The organism is Bradyrhizobium tropiciagri (assembly GCF_018130505.1).
Classification (GTDB): Bacteria; Pseudomonadota; Alphaproteobacteria; order Rhizobiales; family Xanthobacteraceae; genus Bradyrhizobium; species Bradyrhizobium tropiciagri_B.
Genome location: NZ_JAFCKH010000002.1, coordinates 500677 through 518401, shown reverse-complemented (window position 1 = coordinate 518401; position 17725 = coordinate 500677). Strand labels below are relative to the sequence as shown.

Genomic DNA, 17725 nt, shown 5'->3' with positions numbered 1-17725 from the left:
CGTTGCGAGCGCCTTTCGGCCCGGTCGCTTTTATCGCGCCAGCCGGACCACGTTGTCCAGCTTTTGCGGCTCGGTGTCGGCCAGCAATCCCTTGCGGGTAAGGTCGTTCGAGGCATCGCCGAGATAGCGGCCATAGGTGCGCTCGATCTCCTGCACGGAGGTGTCGTGATTGAAGGCGATGACGCGCACCGGCACGTTGGCGAGTATCTGCCGGATGATCGATGAATGCCGCATCGTGTAGGGTGTTAGCGTCAGGTCGAGTTCCAGCCGCTTGAGCACGACGCGGAACCGCGCCGACATATTCCAGATGCGGTCGAACAGCGGGCGCTTCGCTCCGCGTGCATCCGCGCGCTTTCGGAGCATCGCGGCCAGCTTCGGCGTGATCGGAACCGAACGCTGCTCGGGGTCGCGATCCACCGCGCCCTTATTCGAGCACCAGACCATCAGGCGCGGCTCGTTTTCATTGTCGTCGCGGAGGTCGTGAGGGTAAATCTTCAGCGCCTGACTTTCGCGCGTGCCCGTCACCGCGAGAACGTCGATCGCAGCGCCGAAATCGTCGCCCTCGACATAGCATTCGGCGACGATGTCGCGGATGCCGGCATCCGGCAGGTAGTAGTTATCGCGCGGCGGGTTGCTGCCGCCCTTGGCCTTCAGCGGCTTGAGGCCATTTTTCCATGCGCCGCCGTTCGTAATCCGCTTGTCGCGCTTGGCTGCCAACGCCAGCGCGGCCTTGAACGATTTTCCGATGCGGTTCGCGCTCGACAGCTTCAGGCCTTTAGTGACAAGCCCATTGCGCCAGCTCAACAGCTCCTGCTCGGTGAGCAGCATCACCACTTTCGACAACATGGCCGCGTCAAGGTGGTTGCGAACCGATGTTGCGTTGTACTTGGCACCGCCGCGTGCCCCCAGATCGGTCTCATATGCGGTGAGCGCTTCGTCAACCGTCACGGGCTTGTCGCTGTCGCCTTCGCTGCCGCGCGCCAGCTTCAGCGCGCGTTGCTGCGCCTGATAGAAGGTCATCACGCTGCCGTTGTTGGCGGCCTCATAATCATCGGCGAGCGCGAAGCGCTTCAACCATCCGGCTTCGACGCTCCACGTGCCCGGGCCTTCGTTGCGTCGATAGCAAAGGAAAATCTGCGGCGCGATCAGCAGCTTGTACGGCTTCTTTTTGATCGGCAGCTTGAGGCGGTTTGTTCGGTTCTTTAGACTGTTGGAGTAGCGGCTTCGAGCCATATCGTATCCCTCGGTGTCCCTTAGAATGTCCCTAGAGTGTAGATATCCCTCTATGAGGCTCTATGATGCGAAATGAGGTATTCTCTAGGATTTATAAGGGGTTACTGATGGATCGAGGTATAGCACGAGGCTCTGTGAGGGACAAATATTCCCCTTGTGGGAGAAGGTGGCGCGGACGCGGTCCGCGACGGATGAGGGGTCTGTATCCGCGGAGCGATACCCCTCACCCGGCTTCGATGCTTCCGCATCGAAGCCACCCTCTCCCACAAGGGGAGAGGATGAGAGCGTCACGGCTTGACTGCGACGACGACAAGACCCGGCGCAGGGATATTGTCTTCATTGCGCGCCGAAAGATCTTCGAGCAAAGCCAGCGTCAGCCCCGCCGCAGCGACAGCCGCCCGCACATACGGCGCGCTATGGGCGTAGCGCAGCCCGCCGCCGACGATGACGTCCTCGCCATCATGGGTCTCGGCCGTGAAGGCAAACACGCCACCGGCCACCAGCACGCGCTTCGCTTCACGCAGCACCGGCGCGAGATCGGCGACATACACCATCGCATCAGCGGCGAGGATCAGCTCGGCACTGGCGTCGGGCTTGGTCGTCATGCCGCTCAGCATGTCGTCGGTCTCGAGCTCGGCATAGAACCCGGTGGCGCGCGACTTCTCGATCATGCGCGGCGACAGGTCGATGCCGATAAAGCGGTCGACATGCTCGGCGAAGGCGCCGGCCGCGAGGCCGGTGCCGCAACCGAGATCGATCGCGCGCTTGAAGAAGGCCGGCTGCTTCGGGGCAGCACACACCGACAGCACCGCCCTGAGCAGCAGCGCCGGTCCGCGATAGCCGAGATCGCCGACCAGCGCGGCCTCAAAGCGCGGCGCATATTGGTCGAACAGCGTCTGCACATAGGCCGGCGGCATCGCCGCCACCGCCTCGGCGCCGAGCTGCATCAGGCGCAGGCCGGCGCCATGGCGGTCCTCGGGATCGGCCTCGCGCGCGGCGCGAAAGGCCGTGATCGCCGCCTCGGGCTGGCCGAGCTGGCGGCGGATCTCACCGAGCGTGAACCAGGCCGAGGCGAAGTTCGGGGCCAGCTCGATCGCCTGTTCGAGCAGGTCGGCAGCGGCCGGCAGATCACCCTTCAATTGCAGGTCGCGCGCGAATTCGTAGCGGCGGTCGGCGACGAGATCGCCGGAGGACAGGAACAGGCGCATTCTCTCTTAAGGAACCGGTTGTCGTGGCCGGCTTCGGCCATGAAAGCCGCAACTCTTTCCGAAGATGGATGCGCGGGTCAAGCCCGCGCATGACGGCTAAACATCGCGGATCGAGCGCCTATATTGGGACAATGCGTCCGCAAGACATCCTGATGCCCGTACCGGCCGGCCTCTGCTGCAAGCCCGGCGGCTTTCATATCGACCCGGTGCGGCCGGTCGAGCGGGCGCTGATCACCCACGGCCATTCCGACCATGCCCGCCCCGGCCATGGCGCGGTGCTCGCCACGCAAGAGACGCTCGACATGATGCGGCTGCGCTATGGCGATGATTTCGCCGGCTCGACGCAGGCCATAGCTTACGGCGAGGAGATCAGGCTCGGCGACGTCACCGTGAGCTTCCATCCGGCCGGCCACGTGCTGGGATCGGCGCAGATCGCGGTGACCTGCAAGGACACGCGCATCGTCGCCTCCGGCGACTACAAGGACGCACGCGATCCGACCTGCGCCCCGTTCGAGCTGGTGCCGTGCGACGTCTTCATCACCGAGGCGACGTTTGGGCTACCGGTGTTCCGCCATGGCGATGCCGCGGGCGAAGTGAGCAAGCTGCTGGCCTCGGTAAAACTGTTTCCTGAGCGCGCGCATCTGGTCGGCGCCTACTCGCTCGGCAAGGCGCAGCGTGTGATCGCGCTGCTGCGCGAGGCCGGCTATGACGCGCCGATCTATCTGCACGGCGCGATGGAGAAGATCACCTATTATTATCAGGAGCGTGGCATCCCGCTCGGCGAGCTCAGGCCGGCGCGCGGCGTGAAGAAAGCCGATCTCGCTGGCACCATCACGCTGGCGCCGCCGAGCGCGACCTCGGACGTCTGGACCCGGCGTTTCCCCGATCCGGTCACCGCGTTCGCCTCAGGCTGGATGCGGGTGCGCGCCCGCGCCCGGCAGGGCGGCGTCGAATTGCCTCTGGTGATCTCGGATCATGCCGATTGGGACGGGCTGACGGCGACGATCGCCGCCACCGGTGCCGGCGAGATCTGGGTCACCCACGGCCAGGAAGACGCGCTGGTGCATTGGTGCAAGACGAAGGGCCTCGCTGCACGACCGCTCGACCTGGTCGGTTATGGTGACGAGGACGAAGGCGAGACCGCGGCGCTGACCGGCGAGGCCAACGGCGGCGAGACCACTGCATGAACCGCTTCGCCGAGCTGCTCGACCGCCTCGCCTACGAACCCGGCCGCAACAACAAGATCAAGCTGCTGGTCGCCTACTTCCGCGACACCGAGGATCCCGACCGTGGCTATGCGCTGGCGGCGCTGACCGGCGCGCTGTCGTTCAAGCATGCCAAGCCCGGCTTGATCCGCGACCTCATCACCGAGCGCGCCGATCCGGTACTGTTCGGCTACTCCTACGATTATGTCGGCGATCTCTCGGAGACGGTCGCGCTGATGTGGCCGAAGGCGGAGCTGCCCGGCCACAACAACCCACCCCCGCCGACCCTCACCGACGTCGTCACCACGCTGCGCACGCTCGGCAAGGCCGAACTGCCGGCGCAACTGGCGCGGTGGCTGGACGAGCTCGACGAGACCGGGCGCTGGGCGCTGCTGAAGCTGGTCACCGGCGCGATGCGGATCGGGATCTCGGCGCGGCTGGCGAAGACCGCGGCGGCGGCGCTCGGCGACAAGGACCCGCATGAGATCGAGCTGATGTGGCCGGGCCTGTCGCCGCCCTATCTCGATCTGTTCGCCTGGCTCGAAGGCCGCGGCGACAAGCCGGTCAACCGCGACCCGACACCGTTCCGCCCGGTGATGCTGGCGCATGCGATCGAGGATTCGGATTTCGCCAATCTCGACGCCGCCGATTTCAGCGCCGAATGGAAATGGGACGGCATCCGCGTGCAGGCGGTGTCCGGCCGCGACGAACGCGGCCACATCCAGGCGCGGCTCTATTCGCGCACCGGCGAGGACATCACCGGCAGCTTCCCGGACCTCGCGCCGTCGCTGCATCTGCCCGGCGCCATCGACGGCGAACTCCTGGTGCTGCGCGACGGCCGCGTGCAGACCTTCAACGTGCTGCAGCAGCGGCTCAACCGCAAGGTCGTCTCGCCCAAGCTGATCAAGGAATTCCCGATCCATCTGCGCGCCTACGATCTGCTCGGCGACGACGAGACCGATCTGCGCGAGCTGCCGTTCACCGAGCGCCGCGCCCATCTCGAACGCTTCGTGGCGAAGCTGGACGATCCGCGCATCGATCTCTCGCCGACCGTCCCGTTCGCAAGCTGGGACGAACTCGCCGCAGCGCGCGCCGATCCGAAAAGCGCCGGCGCAGGTGACGATGCCGACGCGGTCGAAGGCGTGATGTTGAAGCGGCGCGATGCGCCCTATCTGCCGGGACGGCCGAAGGGCCCGTGGTGGAAATGGAAGCGCGATCCGCACATCATCGACGCGGTGCTGATGTATGCGCAGCGCGGCCACGGCAAGCGCTCGTCCTACTACTCCGACTATACGTTCGGCGTCTGGACGAGTGGCGAGAATGGCGGCGATGAGCTGGTGCCGGTCGGAAAAGCCTATTTCGGCTTCACCGACGAGGAGCTGCTGCAGATCGACCGCTTCGTCCGCCGCAACACGACCGAGAAATTCGGCCCGGTACGCCACGTCGTGCACGAGCCGGACCAGGGCCTGGTGCTGGAGGTCGCGTTCGAAGGCTTGCAGCGCTCGCCGCGGCACAAATCCGGCGTCGCGATGCGCTTTCCCCGCATCAGCCGGCTGCGTTGGGACAAGCCGCCGCGCGAGGCCGACCGGCTGGAGACACTTGAACGGCTGTTAATGAGCATGACGGGAAATTAAGCGCGAAGCGCGCATGGCAGCCATTGAACGCGCATTGCGGGTTCCCCATGTGCCCCGCCGTGACCTATAATGCGGACGATTCCGCGGGAGACCGAGAGATGCCGAACGACGTCCGGGACTTGCCGGCCAGCCAGAATGACGGTCTGTACCGCTTCCTCGGCGGCTCGCCGCTGTCGGTGGCGTTCCGGCTGATCCTGCTCTCGATCCTGGTCGGCGTCGTGCTCGCCACGATCGGCTTCGATCCCTGGAACATCCTCTACAGCATCCAGCGACTGTTCCAGAATATCTGGGATTTCGGCTTCGACGCCATCAACTGGGCCTGGCGCTACTTCCTGCTCGGCGCGGTGGTCGTGATCCCGATCTGGCTGCTGTCGCGGCTGTTCGGCGCGCCGCGCGGCCGCTGACACTTCAGGAGAGGCCGCATCTAGCAGCGGGCGACGGCATGACGATCGAGTTCTGACCATGCACGCGCCCGTCCATCCCAAAATCACCTCGCGCGAGGTGTTCGCCATCGCCGGCCCCGCGATGGTCGCGAACCTGACCACGCCGCTGATCGGCATCGTCTCGACCACCGCGATCGGCCGGCTCGACGACGCCGCGCTGCTCGGCGGCGTCGCGATGGCGTCGGTGATCTTCGACTGCCTGTTCTGGCTGTTCGCGTTCCTGCGCATGTCGACGCTGGCTTTCACCGCGCAGGCGCAGGGCGCCGGCGAGCCGCAGGAATTTTCCGCGATCCTGGTGCGCGGCTTCATCGTCGCCGGCCTGATCGGCGCCGCACTGATCGCATTGCAGGTGCCGCTCGCCGCGGTCACCTTCCAGCTGATGGGCGGCAGCGAGGGCGTGACGCACGCCGCCAAGACCTATTTCATGATCCGGATCTGGTCGGCGCCGCTGGCGCTCGGCAACTACGTCATCCTCGGCTGGCTGGTCGGACAGGCCCGCGCCAATCTGGCGCTGGCGCTGCAGATCGTGATCAACGTCATCAACGTGGTGGCGACCGTGCTCCTGGTGCAGGTCTACGCCGCCGGCATCGCTGGCGCGGCGATCGCCGCCGTGCTCGGCGAGACGGCGGGATTTGTGCTCGGCGTCGTCGCGGCATGGCGGATCTCCGCGGGCGGCTTTGCCGTATCGCCCGCGACGCTATTCGACCGTGCCAAGCTGATGCGCATGCTGGCGGTCAACCGCGACATCATGATCCGCACTGCGGCACTGATCGTCGTGTTCCTGTTCTTCACCGCAAAGGGGGCGCGCGACGGCGACGTCACGCTGGCCGCGAATTCGGTGCTGAACAATTTCCTGCTGGTCTCAGCGTTCTTCCTCGATGGCCTCGCCAACGCCGCCCAACAACTCTGCGGTCGCAGCTATGGCGCGCGCGATGCGAGGGGCTTTGCCGACTCGACCCGGCTGGTGCTGCTGTGGGGCATCGGCTTCGCGCTCGTCGTCTCGGTGCTGTTTGCGCTGTTCGGACCGGCGCTGATCGACTTGATGACGACCAGCGCGGAGGTGCGCCGCGCTGCGCGCGACTTCCTGCTGTTCGTGATCCTGGCGCCGCTGCCCGGCGTGTTCGCATTCGGCTTCGACGGCATCTATGTCGGTGCCACCTGGGCGCGCGAGATGCGCAATCTGATGCTCGCTTCTCTGGCAGCCTTCCTCGTCATCTGGTGGGCGCTCAGCGGCTACGGCAACACCGGACTGTGGATTGCACTGCTCGGCTTCTACGTCGCGCGCGGCGGCTTCCAGGGACTGCGCTATCCGTCTCTGCTGCGGAAATCGTTCAGGTAGCACCACATCGGTAGCCCGGATGCAGCGAAGCGAAATCCGGGGCCTCTATCCGCAGCGAGATCGCCCCGGATTACGCTTCGCTGCATCCGGGCTACGAGGCAGTAAAGCACCTACCTCACCGGCCAATCCTCGGCGGTGATCGTCGCGGCGTCGGCGCCGACGATTTCGGACAAGGAATCGCGGCCGGTGCGCAGCAACGTCGAGGAGAGATCGCGCTTGATGTCCTCGACCAGGCCGAGCCCCTTGTAGACCAGCGACGAATAGAGCTGGATCAGGCTGGCGCCGGCGCGGATCTTGGTCAGCGCGGCGCCGCCGCTGTCGATGCCGCCGACGCCGATCAAGGGGAATGCGCCTTCGACACGCACATAGGTCTCGGCGACCATCCGGGTCGAGAGGCGGAACAGCGGACGGCCCGACAGACCGCCCTGCTCCCTGGCGCGGTTCTCTTCGCGCAGGGTCGACGGCCGCGCCAGCGTGGTGTTGGCGACGATCATGCCGTCGACACGACGCGAGCGCGCGATATGCACGACATCGTCGAGCTCGGCGAGGCTGAGATCGGGCGCGACCTTCAGCAGCACGGGCGAGTCGCCGGCATTGCGGCGCACCCGCTCGCGGGTGTCGATCACCTGCGCCAGCAAATCGTCGAGGGCGGCCGATTGCTGCAGGTTGCGCAGGCCCGGCGTGTTCGGCGAGGAGACGTTGACGGTGAAGTAGCTCGCAACCGGCGCGAAGGTCTCGATCAGCTTCACATAGTCGGCGATGCGATCGGCCGAATCCTTGTTGGCTCCGACATTGACGCCGATGATGCCGCCCTGGCTGGCGCGCGCGGCGAGCCGGCGCAGCACCGCCTCCGCGCCGTCATTGTTGAAGCCCATGCGGTTGATGACGGCTTCATCACGTTCCAGGCGAAACAGCCGCGGCCGCGGGTTGCCTTGTTGCGGCTTCGGCGTCACCGAGCCGATCTCGACAAAGCCGAAGCCGAGCCGCAGCAGCGCGTCCGGCACTTCCGCGCTCTTGTCGAAGCCGGCCGCCATGCCGATCGGGTTCGGAAAGTTCAGCCCGAAGGCGCGCACCGCGAGCTTCGGATCATCCGCCCGCTGGCGGATCGGCGGCAGCAGCTTCAGGCCATGGATCGCCATGCGATGGGCATCTTCGGGATCGAACCAGCGCAGCAGCGGCAGCGAGAAGGCATCGAAGGCGCGGATCACGGCTTGAGCTCCGGAACGTCGTGCCCGCCATCGGATCGCGCGCGCAAATCGAGGATCTCGGTCACGGCGCCAAGATCGAGCTCGCCATAGAGATGCGGAAACAGTTCGTCGTTGCGCGACGGCTCCCAGCGCAGCTCATCGCCGAGCGCGTCCGCATCGACCGCCACCAGGAACAGGCCGGTCTGCCCGAAATAGTGCTTGCGCGCGGTCTCGGCGACCTGTGCGGCAGTCGAAAAATGGATGTAGCCGTCGCGTATGTCGTCCGCACTGCCCCGGTACACGCCCTGCCGCTCGGCCTCGCGCCAGGCCGAGGCGGGGGTGATTTTGTAGATCATAGGCACGTGCCGGCGGTCCCTTTTGTCCTTGAGTCTCTTGTGCTTTTTCCGGATCGATGGGGAAAAGGCCTGATGGCGCGGGCGACCGTATCGACGGCCGGGGCGCAACTCAAGCGGCGCCGCGCCACACCTGACGCCAGAATTGCGCAAACCGCCGCTTTCAGGTAATAATTCGCACTTATATACTTGACAAAAGTGGATATAGTCCTATGATACAGGGATTGCCGGAGCAATTCCATGACCGCCACATTCCAAGACCCCATGTTTCAGGACGAAGACAGGGCCCGCGAAGCCCTTGAGGCGGTGCGCTGGCCCGATGGACCGATCTGCCCGCACTGCGGCTCGTCCGATCCTGACAAACTGGCGAAGGTCGAGGGCACCAAGAAATCGCATCGTCCGGGCCTGTACTACTGCAACGACTGCAAGGGTCAGTTTACCGTCACGGTCGGCACCGTGTTCGAGCGCTCCAAGGTGCCGCTCACCAAATGGTGGATGGCGGCGCACATGATGAACTCAGGCAAGAACGGCGTTTCGGCTCACGAAATCCATCGCAGCATCGGCGTCACTTACAAGACTGCTTGGTTCATGATGCATCGCCTCCGCGAAGCGATGACCGATCTCAAGCCCGGCCCCATGGGCACGCTTGGCGGCGCCGTGCAGGCCGATGAGACATATCACCTCAATACGTCGAAGCGCGCCAAGGGCTACAAGAAGGGCCTCAAGAATAAAGCTTCCATCTTTGCGCTGGTGGACGAGAACACCGGCACCGTTCGCACGTTCCATATCGACAAGACTGCAACGGCGGAAAGGATTCAGGAAATCCTTTTTCACGAACGTTGAGCGCAAGGCCACGCTCGTTACGGACGAAAGCCAGCTTTACAAGATTCTCGGTAAGGAGTTCGGCAACCACCAGAAGGTGAAGCACTCTACGCTGACCTACGTGAATGACGCGGGCTATACCACGAACAACATCGAGAATTTCTTTGGCATCTTCAAGCGCGGCATGCGCGGCACTTACACGTTCTGCGGCGAGCAGCACTTGAAGCGCTATCTTGCCGAATTTGAATTCCGCCACAACACAACCGTTCCGGTCTAGGCGTTACCGATGGGGAACGGACGGCGCTCGCCATGAAGGGCATTGAGGGCAAGCGTCTGACGTACCGCATACCTCACTAAGATCAGGCACAAAAAGCAGGCTGCTAAGCGTTTTTCCGCGTGGAAGAGGCGCGCTTCTTCGCGGGACTCTTAGTCTTTTTCGCCTTAGAGTTGCCAATCTTCATTTCATCGTGCGGCTTCGGCTTCATCCGCACGAGCGCGCCCATCAACTTCTTTGTTTCATCAAGATCGGATTTTGCCATGCCTGATCCGTTTTATAGCCCAAAGCGAACATTAGAGCGGGCAAAATACCACTTGCGTGACTTTGAAGCGAGGGTCGCCGCATTCGCTAATGAGAAACAAAGGCCCTGTTCTGTCGAGAGAGATGCAGATGGAAGAAACAATCGATTGAAGATCATCTTCGACAAAGCGTTCTTTGACGATACGCCAAGTATCGTCTTCGACATTATCAATAACCTGCGGGCCGTTCTTGACCACGCCATCTACGCTTCGTGTATTGCCAGCAGACGCCCCGTCACCGAGTTCGCCTACTTCCCCTTCGCCAAAGCTGAAACGTTCCTCGCCAACCGCATCAAGGGGCTGACGAAGGAAGCGCCGGAAGAAATCCAAGCCCTCATTCCGACCTTTAAGCCATACAAGGGAGCTAACAACTTCCTCTGGAGTTTGAACCGGCTTTGTAATTCCAGGAAGCACGCGATCCTGATGCCCATCGGCACCCAAGACCTCCAGATTCATTTGACGCCCGGCATCATTTTGCAGACGAGCCACCGCTGGAACCCTGAAAAATACGAGATCGAAATCGATACCGGAAGCGGAGACTTCCGCGACGCACACAGCTTTGCCTTCCGAATAGGCTTCGACGACGAAGAACCTCGGGTCAGCCGTAGCGACCCGCCTGCTGTACTCAGAGCAATGCTCAGCGAAGTTCAAGGCGTCTTGGTACGAATCGAAGCCGAGTGTCGGAAGCTCTGGCCAGAAAGTTTCGTTTGATTGCACTGTTCCTCACAGTGCACTTGCATACTCAACCAAACATGCAATTCGGGCGCGCCAATTGAGAAATGACCTCAATGGGAGTAACCTAGGAATAATTGCACTTTTGTCAAGTATATAAGTGCGTAATAATTCCTAGAAGCTGCTCCGGGATGCGCTCGATGGTCAAACAACCCAAAGCTCCCCGCCCCCTGACCCACGCCCAGGTCTGGACCGCGCTCGACCGGCTTGCCGAACGCGCCGGGCTATCGCCATCGGGACTAGCCAAGGCGTCCGGCCTCGATCCGACCACCTTCAACAAGTCGAAGCGCATCACCGGTGACGGGCGCGAGCGCTGGCCGTCCACTGAGTCGGTCTCCAAGGCGCTGGCCGCGACCAATGCCACCATGGAAACCTTCGTGCAGCTGCTCGGCGAGGGTCCGCGCGGCGGCCAGTCGGTGCCGCTGCTCGGCTTCGCCCAGGCCGGCGCCGGCGGCTATTTCGATGACAGCGGCTTCCCCTCCGGCAAAGGCTGGGACGAGGTGGCGCTGCCCGCGACGGGCGACGAGCACGCCTATGCGCTGGAGATCGAGGGCGACTCGATGCGGCCCGCCTATCGCGAGGGCGACATCATCGTGGTCTCGCCCGGCACACCGATCCGCCGCGGCGACCGCGTCGTGGTGCGCACCACGGGCGGCGAGGTGATGGTGAAGGAGCTGAAGCGCCGCACCGCCAAGGTGCTCGAGCTCGGCTCGCTTAACCCCGTGCATCCCGACCGCACGCTCGAGGCCGAGCAGGTCGAGTGGATCGCGCGCATCGTGTGGGCGAGCCAGTAATCGAGGCGAAAGCCGTGATCACAAAGCCGGTGTCGTCCCGGCGTAGGCCGGGACCCATAACCACCGCTCATCATGCGAGAGCAGGCTGGGGCCACAGCCTGCTCTAACAACTCAACCCTGTGGTTATGGGTCCCTGCTTTCGCCGGGACGACGGCGGAATATGCCGCAACTTACGTCGCGTAGTCCGGCTCCTTCCGGTCCAGCATCCGCTTCAGCGCATCGAAATGGCGCTGCGATGGGGTCGGGCCGGTGTAGAGGTGATCATCGCGGTAGTCGCGCTTGGTCTTCTCGACCACATGCGCCGGCAACTGCTTCAGCGGCTGCCGGGTCCACATCGCGTAGATCTGAACCTGCGCGGCGCGCTCGATGTAATAGAGCCGGTCATAGGCGTCGGCGACGGTCTCGCCGACCGTCGAGATGCCGTGGTTGGCCATGAACAAAATGGTCTTGTCGCCGATCACATTGGCGAGCCGCTCGCCTTCAGCGGGATCGAGCGCGGGACCGGTGTAGAGATCGTCATAGGCGATCGCCTCCGACAGCCCAACCTCGGTCTGCCCGATCTCCTTGATGCGCGGGTCTTCCAGCCGCGTCAGCGCGCTGGCGTAGGGCATATGGGTGTGGAACACCGCCTTGGCCTGCGGCAGCGCCTTGTGGATCGGCGCGTGGATGCAGAAGCAGGAGCGCTCGACCTCGCCCTCGCCGCGCTTCACCTCGGCATCGTCGATGCCGACTTCCATGAAGGACGACGCCGTCACCTCCGACCAGTGCATGCCGAACGGGATCTGGTAGTAGCGGTCGGTGCGGCCGGGCACCACGAAGGTGAGATGGTTGAAGATGCCTTCGGAGAAGCCGTGGATGTAGGCGAGCCGATGCGCGGCGGCGAGATCGACCCGCGCCTGCCATTCCTCGGCGCTGGTATCATTCCGCAGCGACGACGGCGAAACCCTGAACTGCATGCGCGTGCTCCCATGTATGCCGGCCGCTCGACGGAGGCCGTGCTGATTTTATGGGAGGGAGTGTAGCGCAATCCGCCGCCAACCGACGGTGAAAATGCCGGGGATCAGCTATCCGGTTTTTGCGACGCTAAGCCGCAGCCGCAGCCCGGATGCGGCGAAGCGTAATCCGGGGCAATGAGACCGCTGGCGAGATTCCCGGATTTCGCTTCGCTGCATCAGGGCTACGCTTGTTCATCGACCGTTGGTCACGCTGGTGTCGGCCGGCATCTCGTGTATGAGAGACGCCACACTGGAATTGGAGCGGCTGATGTCCCGAGAGACCGTGAGACGGCTTGCCATTCAAGCGACCATGGCGGTGGCAACGCTCACCTCGTCCGCAACGTCCCTGATGGCGGATTCCGCCACGGAAGCGCAGGCGCGCTGCGAGCTGTCGGCCATCCGGGATACGCGGTCCGCCTTTGCGGTGCAGACCATCCGTTCTGCCTGCAACTGGCTCGCGCTCAACGGCGATTCGCTGTTGAACGAACGCAGCAAGGGTTACTACGTCTGCCTCGTGCGGGAATTATCAGGGGTGCAGGGCAATCAGGCCGCCGAAGCGATCGTCTCCGCCTGCCGCCGAACCAATCCGTTCTAGCACCCGTAGCCCGGATGGAGCGAAACGCAATCCGGGGCAGTGGGACCGCGCGCGCGACTCCCGGATTTCGCTTCGCTGCATCCGGGCTACGCAGAAGGGAGGGTGGGCAAAGCGAGAGCGTGCCCGCCTACCCGACCGTCACGACGACCGCGCCAGCGCGCCGTCGATCATGTTGACGGCGTTCTGCACGCCGTAGACCGCGACGAAGGAGCCGAAGCGCGGGCCCTTCTCCTGGCCGAGCAGCACCTGGTACAGCATGTTGAACCAGTCGAGCGAGACGCCGGGGCGGCCGTCCTTGCCCTTCTTCACCATGTCGAGGAACGGCTCGCGGCGGCCGATCTCGTAGACGACGTTCTGGATGTCTTCCGCGCTCGCACCTGCCTGCATGTTGGCCAGCGCATCGCGCAAATCCTGCAGCGCGGCGCGCTCGCCCTCGGTCGGCTCGCGGAACTGCTTCGTCGGCGCCACGAAGTCGCGATAGTAGTTGATGGCGTAGCCGACCATCGCATCGAGCTTCGGGTGCGTCTGCGGCGTCACGCCGGGGCGATAGCGGCCAATGAAGCCCCACAGCGTCGCGGCATTCTCCGCATTCGACGACGACACCAGCGTCAGCAGCAGTTGGAAGGTGACGGGCATGTCGGCCTGCGGCGGTTTGCCGGAATGGACGTGCCAGACCGGGTTCTGCAGCTGCTGCCGCGCTTCCTGCCGCGTGAAGCCGTCGAGGAACTGCTGGTACTCGTCGACATTGCGCGGGATGACGTCGAAATACAGCCGCTTCGCCGCCTTCGGCTCGCGATACATGAACAGCGACAGCGACTCCGGCGAGGCGTAGCGCAGCCATTCGTCGATGGTCAGGCCGTTGCCCTTCGACTTCGAGATCTTCTGGCCCTTCTCGTCGAGGAACAGCTCGTAATTGAAGCCTTCCGGCGGCGTGCCGCCGAGCGCCGCGCAGATCTTGCCCGACAGCTTGACCGAGTCGATCAGGTCCTTGCCGGCCATTTCATAGTCGACGGCGAGCGCGTACCAGCGCATCGCCCAGTCCGGCTTCCATTGCAGCTTGCAATGGCCGCCGGTGACGGGAACGGTGATGCTCTCCTTGCTGTCGGGGTCCTCGTAGGAGATCGTGCCGGCCTTGGCATCGTGCGCCGTCACCGGAACGTACAGCACCGTCCCGGTGCGCGGGCAGATCGGCAGGAACGGCGAGTAGCTCGCCGCGCGCTCCTCGCGCAGCGAGGGCAGCATGATCGCCATCACCTTCTCGATCCGCTCCAGCATGCGCAGCAGCGCGGCGTCGAACTTGCCGGAGGTGTAATATTCGGTCGAACTCGCGAACTCGTAGTCGAAGCCGAACTGGTCGAGAAATGCGCGCAGCCGCGCATTGTTGTGCGCACCGAAGCTCGAATGGGTGCCGAACGGATCGGGCACCTTGGTGAGCGGCTTGCCGAGATTCTGCTCCAGCAGCTCCTTGTTCGGCACGTTGTCAGGCACCTTGCGCAGGCCGTCCATGTCGTCGGAGAAGGCGAGCAGGCGCGTCCTGATCTTGTCCTCGGTGAGCACGCGGAAGGCATGGCGCACCATCGTGGTGCGCGCCACCTCGCCGAAGGTGCCGATATGCGGCAGGCCCGACGGGCCGTAACCGGTCTCGAACAGCACCTCGTCCTTTGGATTTTTCTTCAGCCGCGCCACAATCGCTTTCGCCTGCTCGAACGGCCAGGCGTTGGATTGTTCGGCGAGCGCGCGCAGGTCGCTCGGGCTGGCGGCAGGATCAATCACGGACATTTCCTCAGGCTCTCTCCAAAAAGGCCGCAAAACTAACGCTTTCGCGGCAAAATGCAAAACAAGTGGAGGTCGTCGTCATTCCGGGATGGTGCGGAAGCACCAGACCCGGAATCTCGAGATTCCGGGTTCGATGCTACGCATCGCCCCGGAATGACGTGGTCAGAACGGGCTGATCGAGAAGTAGCGCAGCCACAGGTCGGTGAAGCGGCCTTTTTCCCAGATCCGGAACAGCGCCCAGTTCAGCGACTGCCGCAGCAGGTCGTTGCCCTTGCGGACCGCGATCCCGACGCCCTCACCGAAATAGCGGCTCTCGACGAAGGGGCCGCCGGAGAACGCGCAGCATTCGGCCGAGTCGGTGCCATTGATCCAGAACGCCAGCGAGATCGCATCGCCGAAGATGAAGTCGACCTCGCCGCGGCGCAGCGCTGCGCGCAAGGCGTCATCGTTCGGATAGGCGTGGATCTCGGCGTCGGTGAACATCGCCTTCAGGTAGGCCTCGTGCGAGGTGCCGCCGATCACGCCGACCTTCTTGCCCTCGAGATATTCCGGGCGGATCTCCGGCATCACGCCGTCGCGGCGCGACACGAAGCGCGCCGGCGCACGGTAATAGGGATCGGTGAAATCGACCTTGGCGCGGAGCTGCGGCGTCACCGCCATCGAGGCGATGATGGCATCGCCCCGGTTGGTGGCGAGCGCATCGACCAGCGTCTCGAAGCGCCGCATCTGGATGGTGCAGGTGACCTTGATCTCGTCGCAGAGCGCGCGCGCCAGGTCGACGTTGAAGCCGGCCGGATTGCCGTCGGGGCCGGTGAAGTTGAACGGCGGATAGTCGGTCTCGGTCAGGAAGCGGATCACGGTGAGCCGCGACAGATCCGGCCGTTCCGGCCGGCGTCGCGGGTCCCAGAAGCCCGGCACCGCCTGCGGCGCGGCCTGGGCGGCGGGCTTCGGAGGAAGCTGCGTCGGCGGCGAGGCCGCTGCGGGCGGCGATGCCGGAACCGCCGGCGCTGGGGCCGGAGTTGCGGACGGGGCTGGAGCGGGCGCCGTCTTGGCGGCGGGGGGTTGCGTCTGCGCCGTTGCGGATACCCCTGAGGCCAGCAGTGCAGCCACGATCAGCCCCGCGGCCAGACGGCGCTGGCGCGAGCGGACGGCAGGGGATCGGGCGGACTGAATCGGCATAAACCAGCAATTTCAAGGAAATTGGACGGCCTTATAGACCATCCGGCGCCTGAGGCGAGCGCCGATTAGGTTAATTCTGCCCTCGAAACGGCGATCAGAGGTACCGTTTCAGGTCGGTCGCCGCCTCCTGGGGCGTGCGCTTCAGGTTGAACGGCGAAACGAAATTGCCGTCGCGGTCCATCAGATAGATCAGCGCGGTGTGGTCCATCGTGTAGTCGCCATCCTTGAGCGGCACCTTCTTGGCGTAGACGCGATAGGCCGACAGCACCTTGGCGATCGCGGCGGGATCGCCGGTCAGGCCCTTCAAATGCGGATCGAAGCTGGACAGGTAGTCCTTCATCGCGCCCTGGGTGTCGCGCTCGGGATCGACCGAGACGAAATAGGCGTTCACCCGGTCCGCATCCTTGCCCATCGCCTTCAAGACCTCCGAGATCTCGAACAGCGAGGTCGGGCAGACGTCGGGACAATGGGTGAAACCGAAGAAGATCAGCGTCGGTTTGCCCTTGAGGTCCTTCTCGGTGACGGCTTGGCCGGTCTGGTCAGTGAGCTGGAACGGCCCGCCAATCGCCGACGGCGCGGCGACCGTGCGCAGGCCGCCGACCAGCCACAGCGTGATGAACAGGCCGACCGCGAGGCTGGCGGCGAAGGCGGCGAAGATCACCAGCGGGCGAGCGGTCCGGGGCATGATGTCGATACGTCCTTGTCAGAAGCAGGCGGAGACGCCGGCGGCGATCATCTCGAAGAAGACCGCGGTCCCGAAGTGGAACCAGAGCGCGGCGGCGGCAAGCAGGACCAGCCCGCCGATCCCGGCAGCGCCCCACAGGATCGCCGACGCCACCCAGCCCTGCGCCGGAGCGGCGACATCGTGAGGCTGGGCTGACATCGGCTGAACCATGGGGCTGAGATAGGCCGGGTTCCCGCTGGCGGCAAGCATCATGGCCACCACGTGCCGTCAAATCATGGCGAGGACGTGCAATCCCGGCCCTGCCCTAAAATACGCACCGAAGCGAATCGGCCAGCGAGTCAGCGCGAGGACGGTTTGTTCGCCGAGGCCTGGGCGTCGTAGAAGCACGGCCGGTAGAGCGCCTGCAATTGCTTGCCGCGCAGGAAGATCATCCGCCGGGTCAGCCCGCCGCGGGCCGATATCCATTTCCGCACCGCAGGCGGATACATCAGATAGAGCATGTGGGTCGCTTCGGGATTGGTGACGGCGCGGCCGTCATCGCCGTAATCCCAGGCGGCATGAAAGCCGAGCGTGGCGTGCGAGGTGACGCAGATCCGGTCGTGCGGAACCTTGCCGAGCACGATGGTGCAGGCCGAGGCGCAGAGCCCGTCGATGATGACGGTCTCGCCCGAGGTGCGCAGGTCCTGGAATCTGTCGACGTAGGTTCCGATCTTGCCGCCGCGATCGTCGGCGATCCTGACCACAGCTTGCGACGCCCCCATTCCCGCCAGCAGGAGAACCGCAGCGAGCAACCCCGTCATCAACTTCATTTTGACCAGCCCCAGTCGAAACCGAATCTGTTTGTCTTGTGATGCAAGATGGGCGTGAGCGTGTTGCGACAGACGATTTTTGTCCAGACGAGCGAAGCCGGTCAAAACAAATTCAAATTGGGTGTTGCGCGCGCGCTGCAGTGACCTGTTGATAGGTCCC

The 17725-nt window shown here is 64.2% G+C and carries 17 protein-coding genes and 1 pseudogene; 8 read left to right on the top strand and 10 right to left on the bottom strand.

Features of this window, described 5'->3' with window-relative positions; all coding sequences use genetic code 11:
* Window positions 1–30: 30 nt before the first annotated feature.
* Both JQ633_RS06680 and JQ633_RS06675 read right to left on the bottom strand, forming a co-directional pair.
* A complete protein-coding gene (locus tag JQ633_RS06680; RefSeq protein WP_211983713.1) occupies window positions 31–1233 on the bottom strand; it encodes a site-specific integrase in 1203 nt (400 codons plus the stop codon).
* Between the two features lie 287 nt (window positions 1234–1520).
* Window positions 1521–2441: a class I SAM-dependent DNA methyltransferase gene (locus tag JQ633_RS06675; protein ID WP_211983711.1), complete on the bottom strand. Its 921-nt coding sequence runs from the start codon at window positions 2439–2441 to the stop codon at window positions 1521–1523.
* Between the two features lie 131 nt (window positions 2442–2572).
* On the opposite strand from JQ633_RS06675, the gene JQ633_RS06670 reads away from it, so the two are divergent.
* The 4 genes from JQ633_RS06670 to JQ633_RS06655 all read left to right on the top strand — a co-directional run bounded on the left by JQ633_RS06670 (window position 2573) and on the right by JQ633_RS06655 (window position 7062).
* Window positions 2573–3628, top strand: coding sequence for a ligase-associated DNA damage response exonuclease (locus tag JQ633_RS06670; RefSeq protein WP_211983709.1), 1056 nt, complete (start codon window positions 2573–2575; stop codon window positions 3626–3628).
* Window positions 3625–5280: a cisplatin damage response ATP-dependent DNA ligase gene (locus tag JQ633_RS06665; RefSeq protein ID WP_211983707.1), complete on the top strand. Its 1656-nt coding sequence runs from the start codon at window positions 3625–3627 to the stop codon at window positions 5278–5280. The genes JQ633_RS06670 and JQ633_RS06665 overlap by 4 nt, the downstream gene beginning before the upstream one ends.
* Before the next feature lie 98 nt (window positions 5281–5378).
* On the top strand, window positions 5379–5684 hold the full coding sequence (locus tag JQ633_RS06660) for a DUF6460 domain-containing protein (RefSeq protein ID WP_211983705.1): 306 nt from the start codon (window positions 5379–5381) through the stop codon (window positions 5682–5684).
* 58 nt (window positions 5685–5742) lie between these two features.
* Window positions 5743–7062 carry an MATE family efflux transporter gene (locus JQ633_RS06655; RefSeq protein WP_211983703.1) on the top strand — a complete coding sequence of 440 codons (1320 nt, stop codon included), beginning with the start codon at window positions 5743–5745 and terminating at the stop codon, window positions 7060–7062.
* 110 nt (window positions 7063–7172) lie between these two features.
* Here JQ633_RS06655 and JQ633_RS06650 read toward each other — a convergent pair whose 3' ends face one another.
* Together JQ633_RS06650 and JQ633_RS06645 are read right to left on the bottom strand one after the other, a co-directional pair.
* Window positions 7173–8270, bottom strand: coding sequence for a quinone-dependent dihydroorotate dehydrogenase (locus JQ633_RS06650; protein ID WP_211983701.1), 1098 nt, complete (start codon window positions 8268–8270; stop codon window positions 7173–7175).
* Window positions 8267–8611, bottom strand: a complete 345-nt coding sequence (locus JQ633_RS06645) for a DUF952 domain-containing protein (protein ID WP_211983700.1) — start codon at window positions 8609–8611, stop codon at window positions 8267–8269. Before JQ633_RS06645 ends, JQ633_RS06650 begins: the two co-directional genes overlap by 4 nt.
* A 231-nt stretch (window positions 8612–8842) precedes the next feature.
* Here JQ633_RS06645 and JQ633_RS06640 point away from each other — a divergent pair.
* The 3 genes and pseudogenes from JQ633_RS06640 (at window position 8843) to JQ633_RS06630 (ending at window position 11526) form a co-directional block, all read left to right on the top strand.
* A pseudogene (locus tag JQ633_RS06640) lies at window positions 8843–9781 on the top strand (IS1595 family transposase).
* A 39-nt stretch (window positions 9782–9820) separates the two neighbouring features.
* Window positions 9821–10711, top strand: a complete 891-nt coding sequence (locus JQ633_RS06635; protein ID WP_211983698.1) for a hypothetical protein — start codon at window positions 9821–9823, stop codon at window positions 10709–10711.
* Between the two features lie 161 nt (window positions 10712–10872).
* Window positions 10873–11526: a S24 family peptidase gene (locus tag JQ633_RS06630; RefSeq protein ID WP_211983696.1), complete on the top strand. Its 654-nt coding sequence runs from the start codon at window positions 10873–10875 to the stop codon at window positions 11524–11526.
* A gap of 170 nt (window positions 11527–11696) precedes the next feature.
* On the opposite strand, the gene JQ633_RS06625 is transcribed toward JQ633_RS06630, so the two are convergent.
* Window positions 11697–12482, bottom strand: a complete 786-nt coding sequence (locus tag JQ633_RS06625; protein WP_211983694.1) for a class II aldolase/adducin family protein — start codon at window positions 12480–12482, stop codon at window positions 11697–11699.
* Window positions 12483–12789: 307 nt separating this feature from the next.
* Between JQ633_RS06625 and JQ633_RS06620 the strand changes: the two genes are divergently transcribed.
* Complete coding sequence (locus JQ633_RS06620; RefSeq protein WP_249158875.1) at window positions 12790–13116, top strand: VF_A0006 family four-cysteine protein; 327 nt, start codon at window positions 12790–12792, stop codon at window positions 13114–13116.
* Between the two features lie 138 nt (window positions 13117–13254).
* Here JQ633_RS06620 and JQ633_RS06615 read toward each other — a convergent pair whose 3' ends face one another.
* The 5 genes from JQ633_RS06615 to JQ633_RS06595 all read right to left on the bottom strand — a co-directional run bounded on the left by JQ633_RS06615 (window position 13255) and on the right by JQ633_RS06595 (window position 17565).
* Window positions 13255–14895 carry a lysine--tRNA ligase gene (locus JQ633_RS06615; RefSeq protein ID WP_211983692.1) on the bottom strand — a complete coding sequence of 547 codons (1641 nt, stop codon included), beginning with the start codon at window positions 14893–14895 and terminating at the stop codon, window positions 13255–13257.
* Between the two features lie 159 nt (window positions 14896–15054).
* Window positions 15055–16071 (bottom strand): transporter substrate-binding domain-containing protein, encoded by a 1017-nt coding sequence (locus JQ633_RS06610; protein WP_211983690.1) that lies wholly within the window; start codon window positions 16069–16071, stop codon window positions 15055–15057.
* A gap of 94 nt (window positions 16072–16165) precedes the next feature.
* On the bottom strand, window positions 16166–16756 hold the full coding sequence (locus JQ633_RS06605; RefSeq protein WP_211983688.1) for an SCO family protein: 591 nt from the start codon (window positions 16754–16756) through the stop codon (window positions 16166–16168).
* An 18-nt stretch (window positions 16757–16774) separates the two neighbouring features.
* Window positions 16775–16954 carry a hypothetical protein gene (locus JQ633_RS06600; RefSeq protein WP_349631527.1) on the bottom strand — a complete coding sequence of 60 codons (180 nt, stop codon included), beginning with the start codon at window positions 16952–16954 and terminating at the stop codon, window positions 16775–16777.
* 140 nt (window positions 16955–17094) lie between these two features.
* Entirely contained in the window at window positions 17095–17565 is a 471-nt protein-coding gene (locus JQ633_RS06595) for a hypothetical protein (RefSeq protein ID WP_211983686.1), read from the bottom strand.
* Window positions 17566–17725 lie beyond the last annotated feature (160 nt).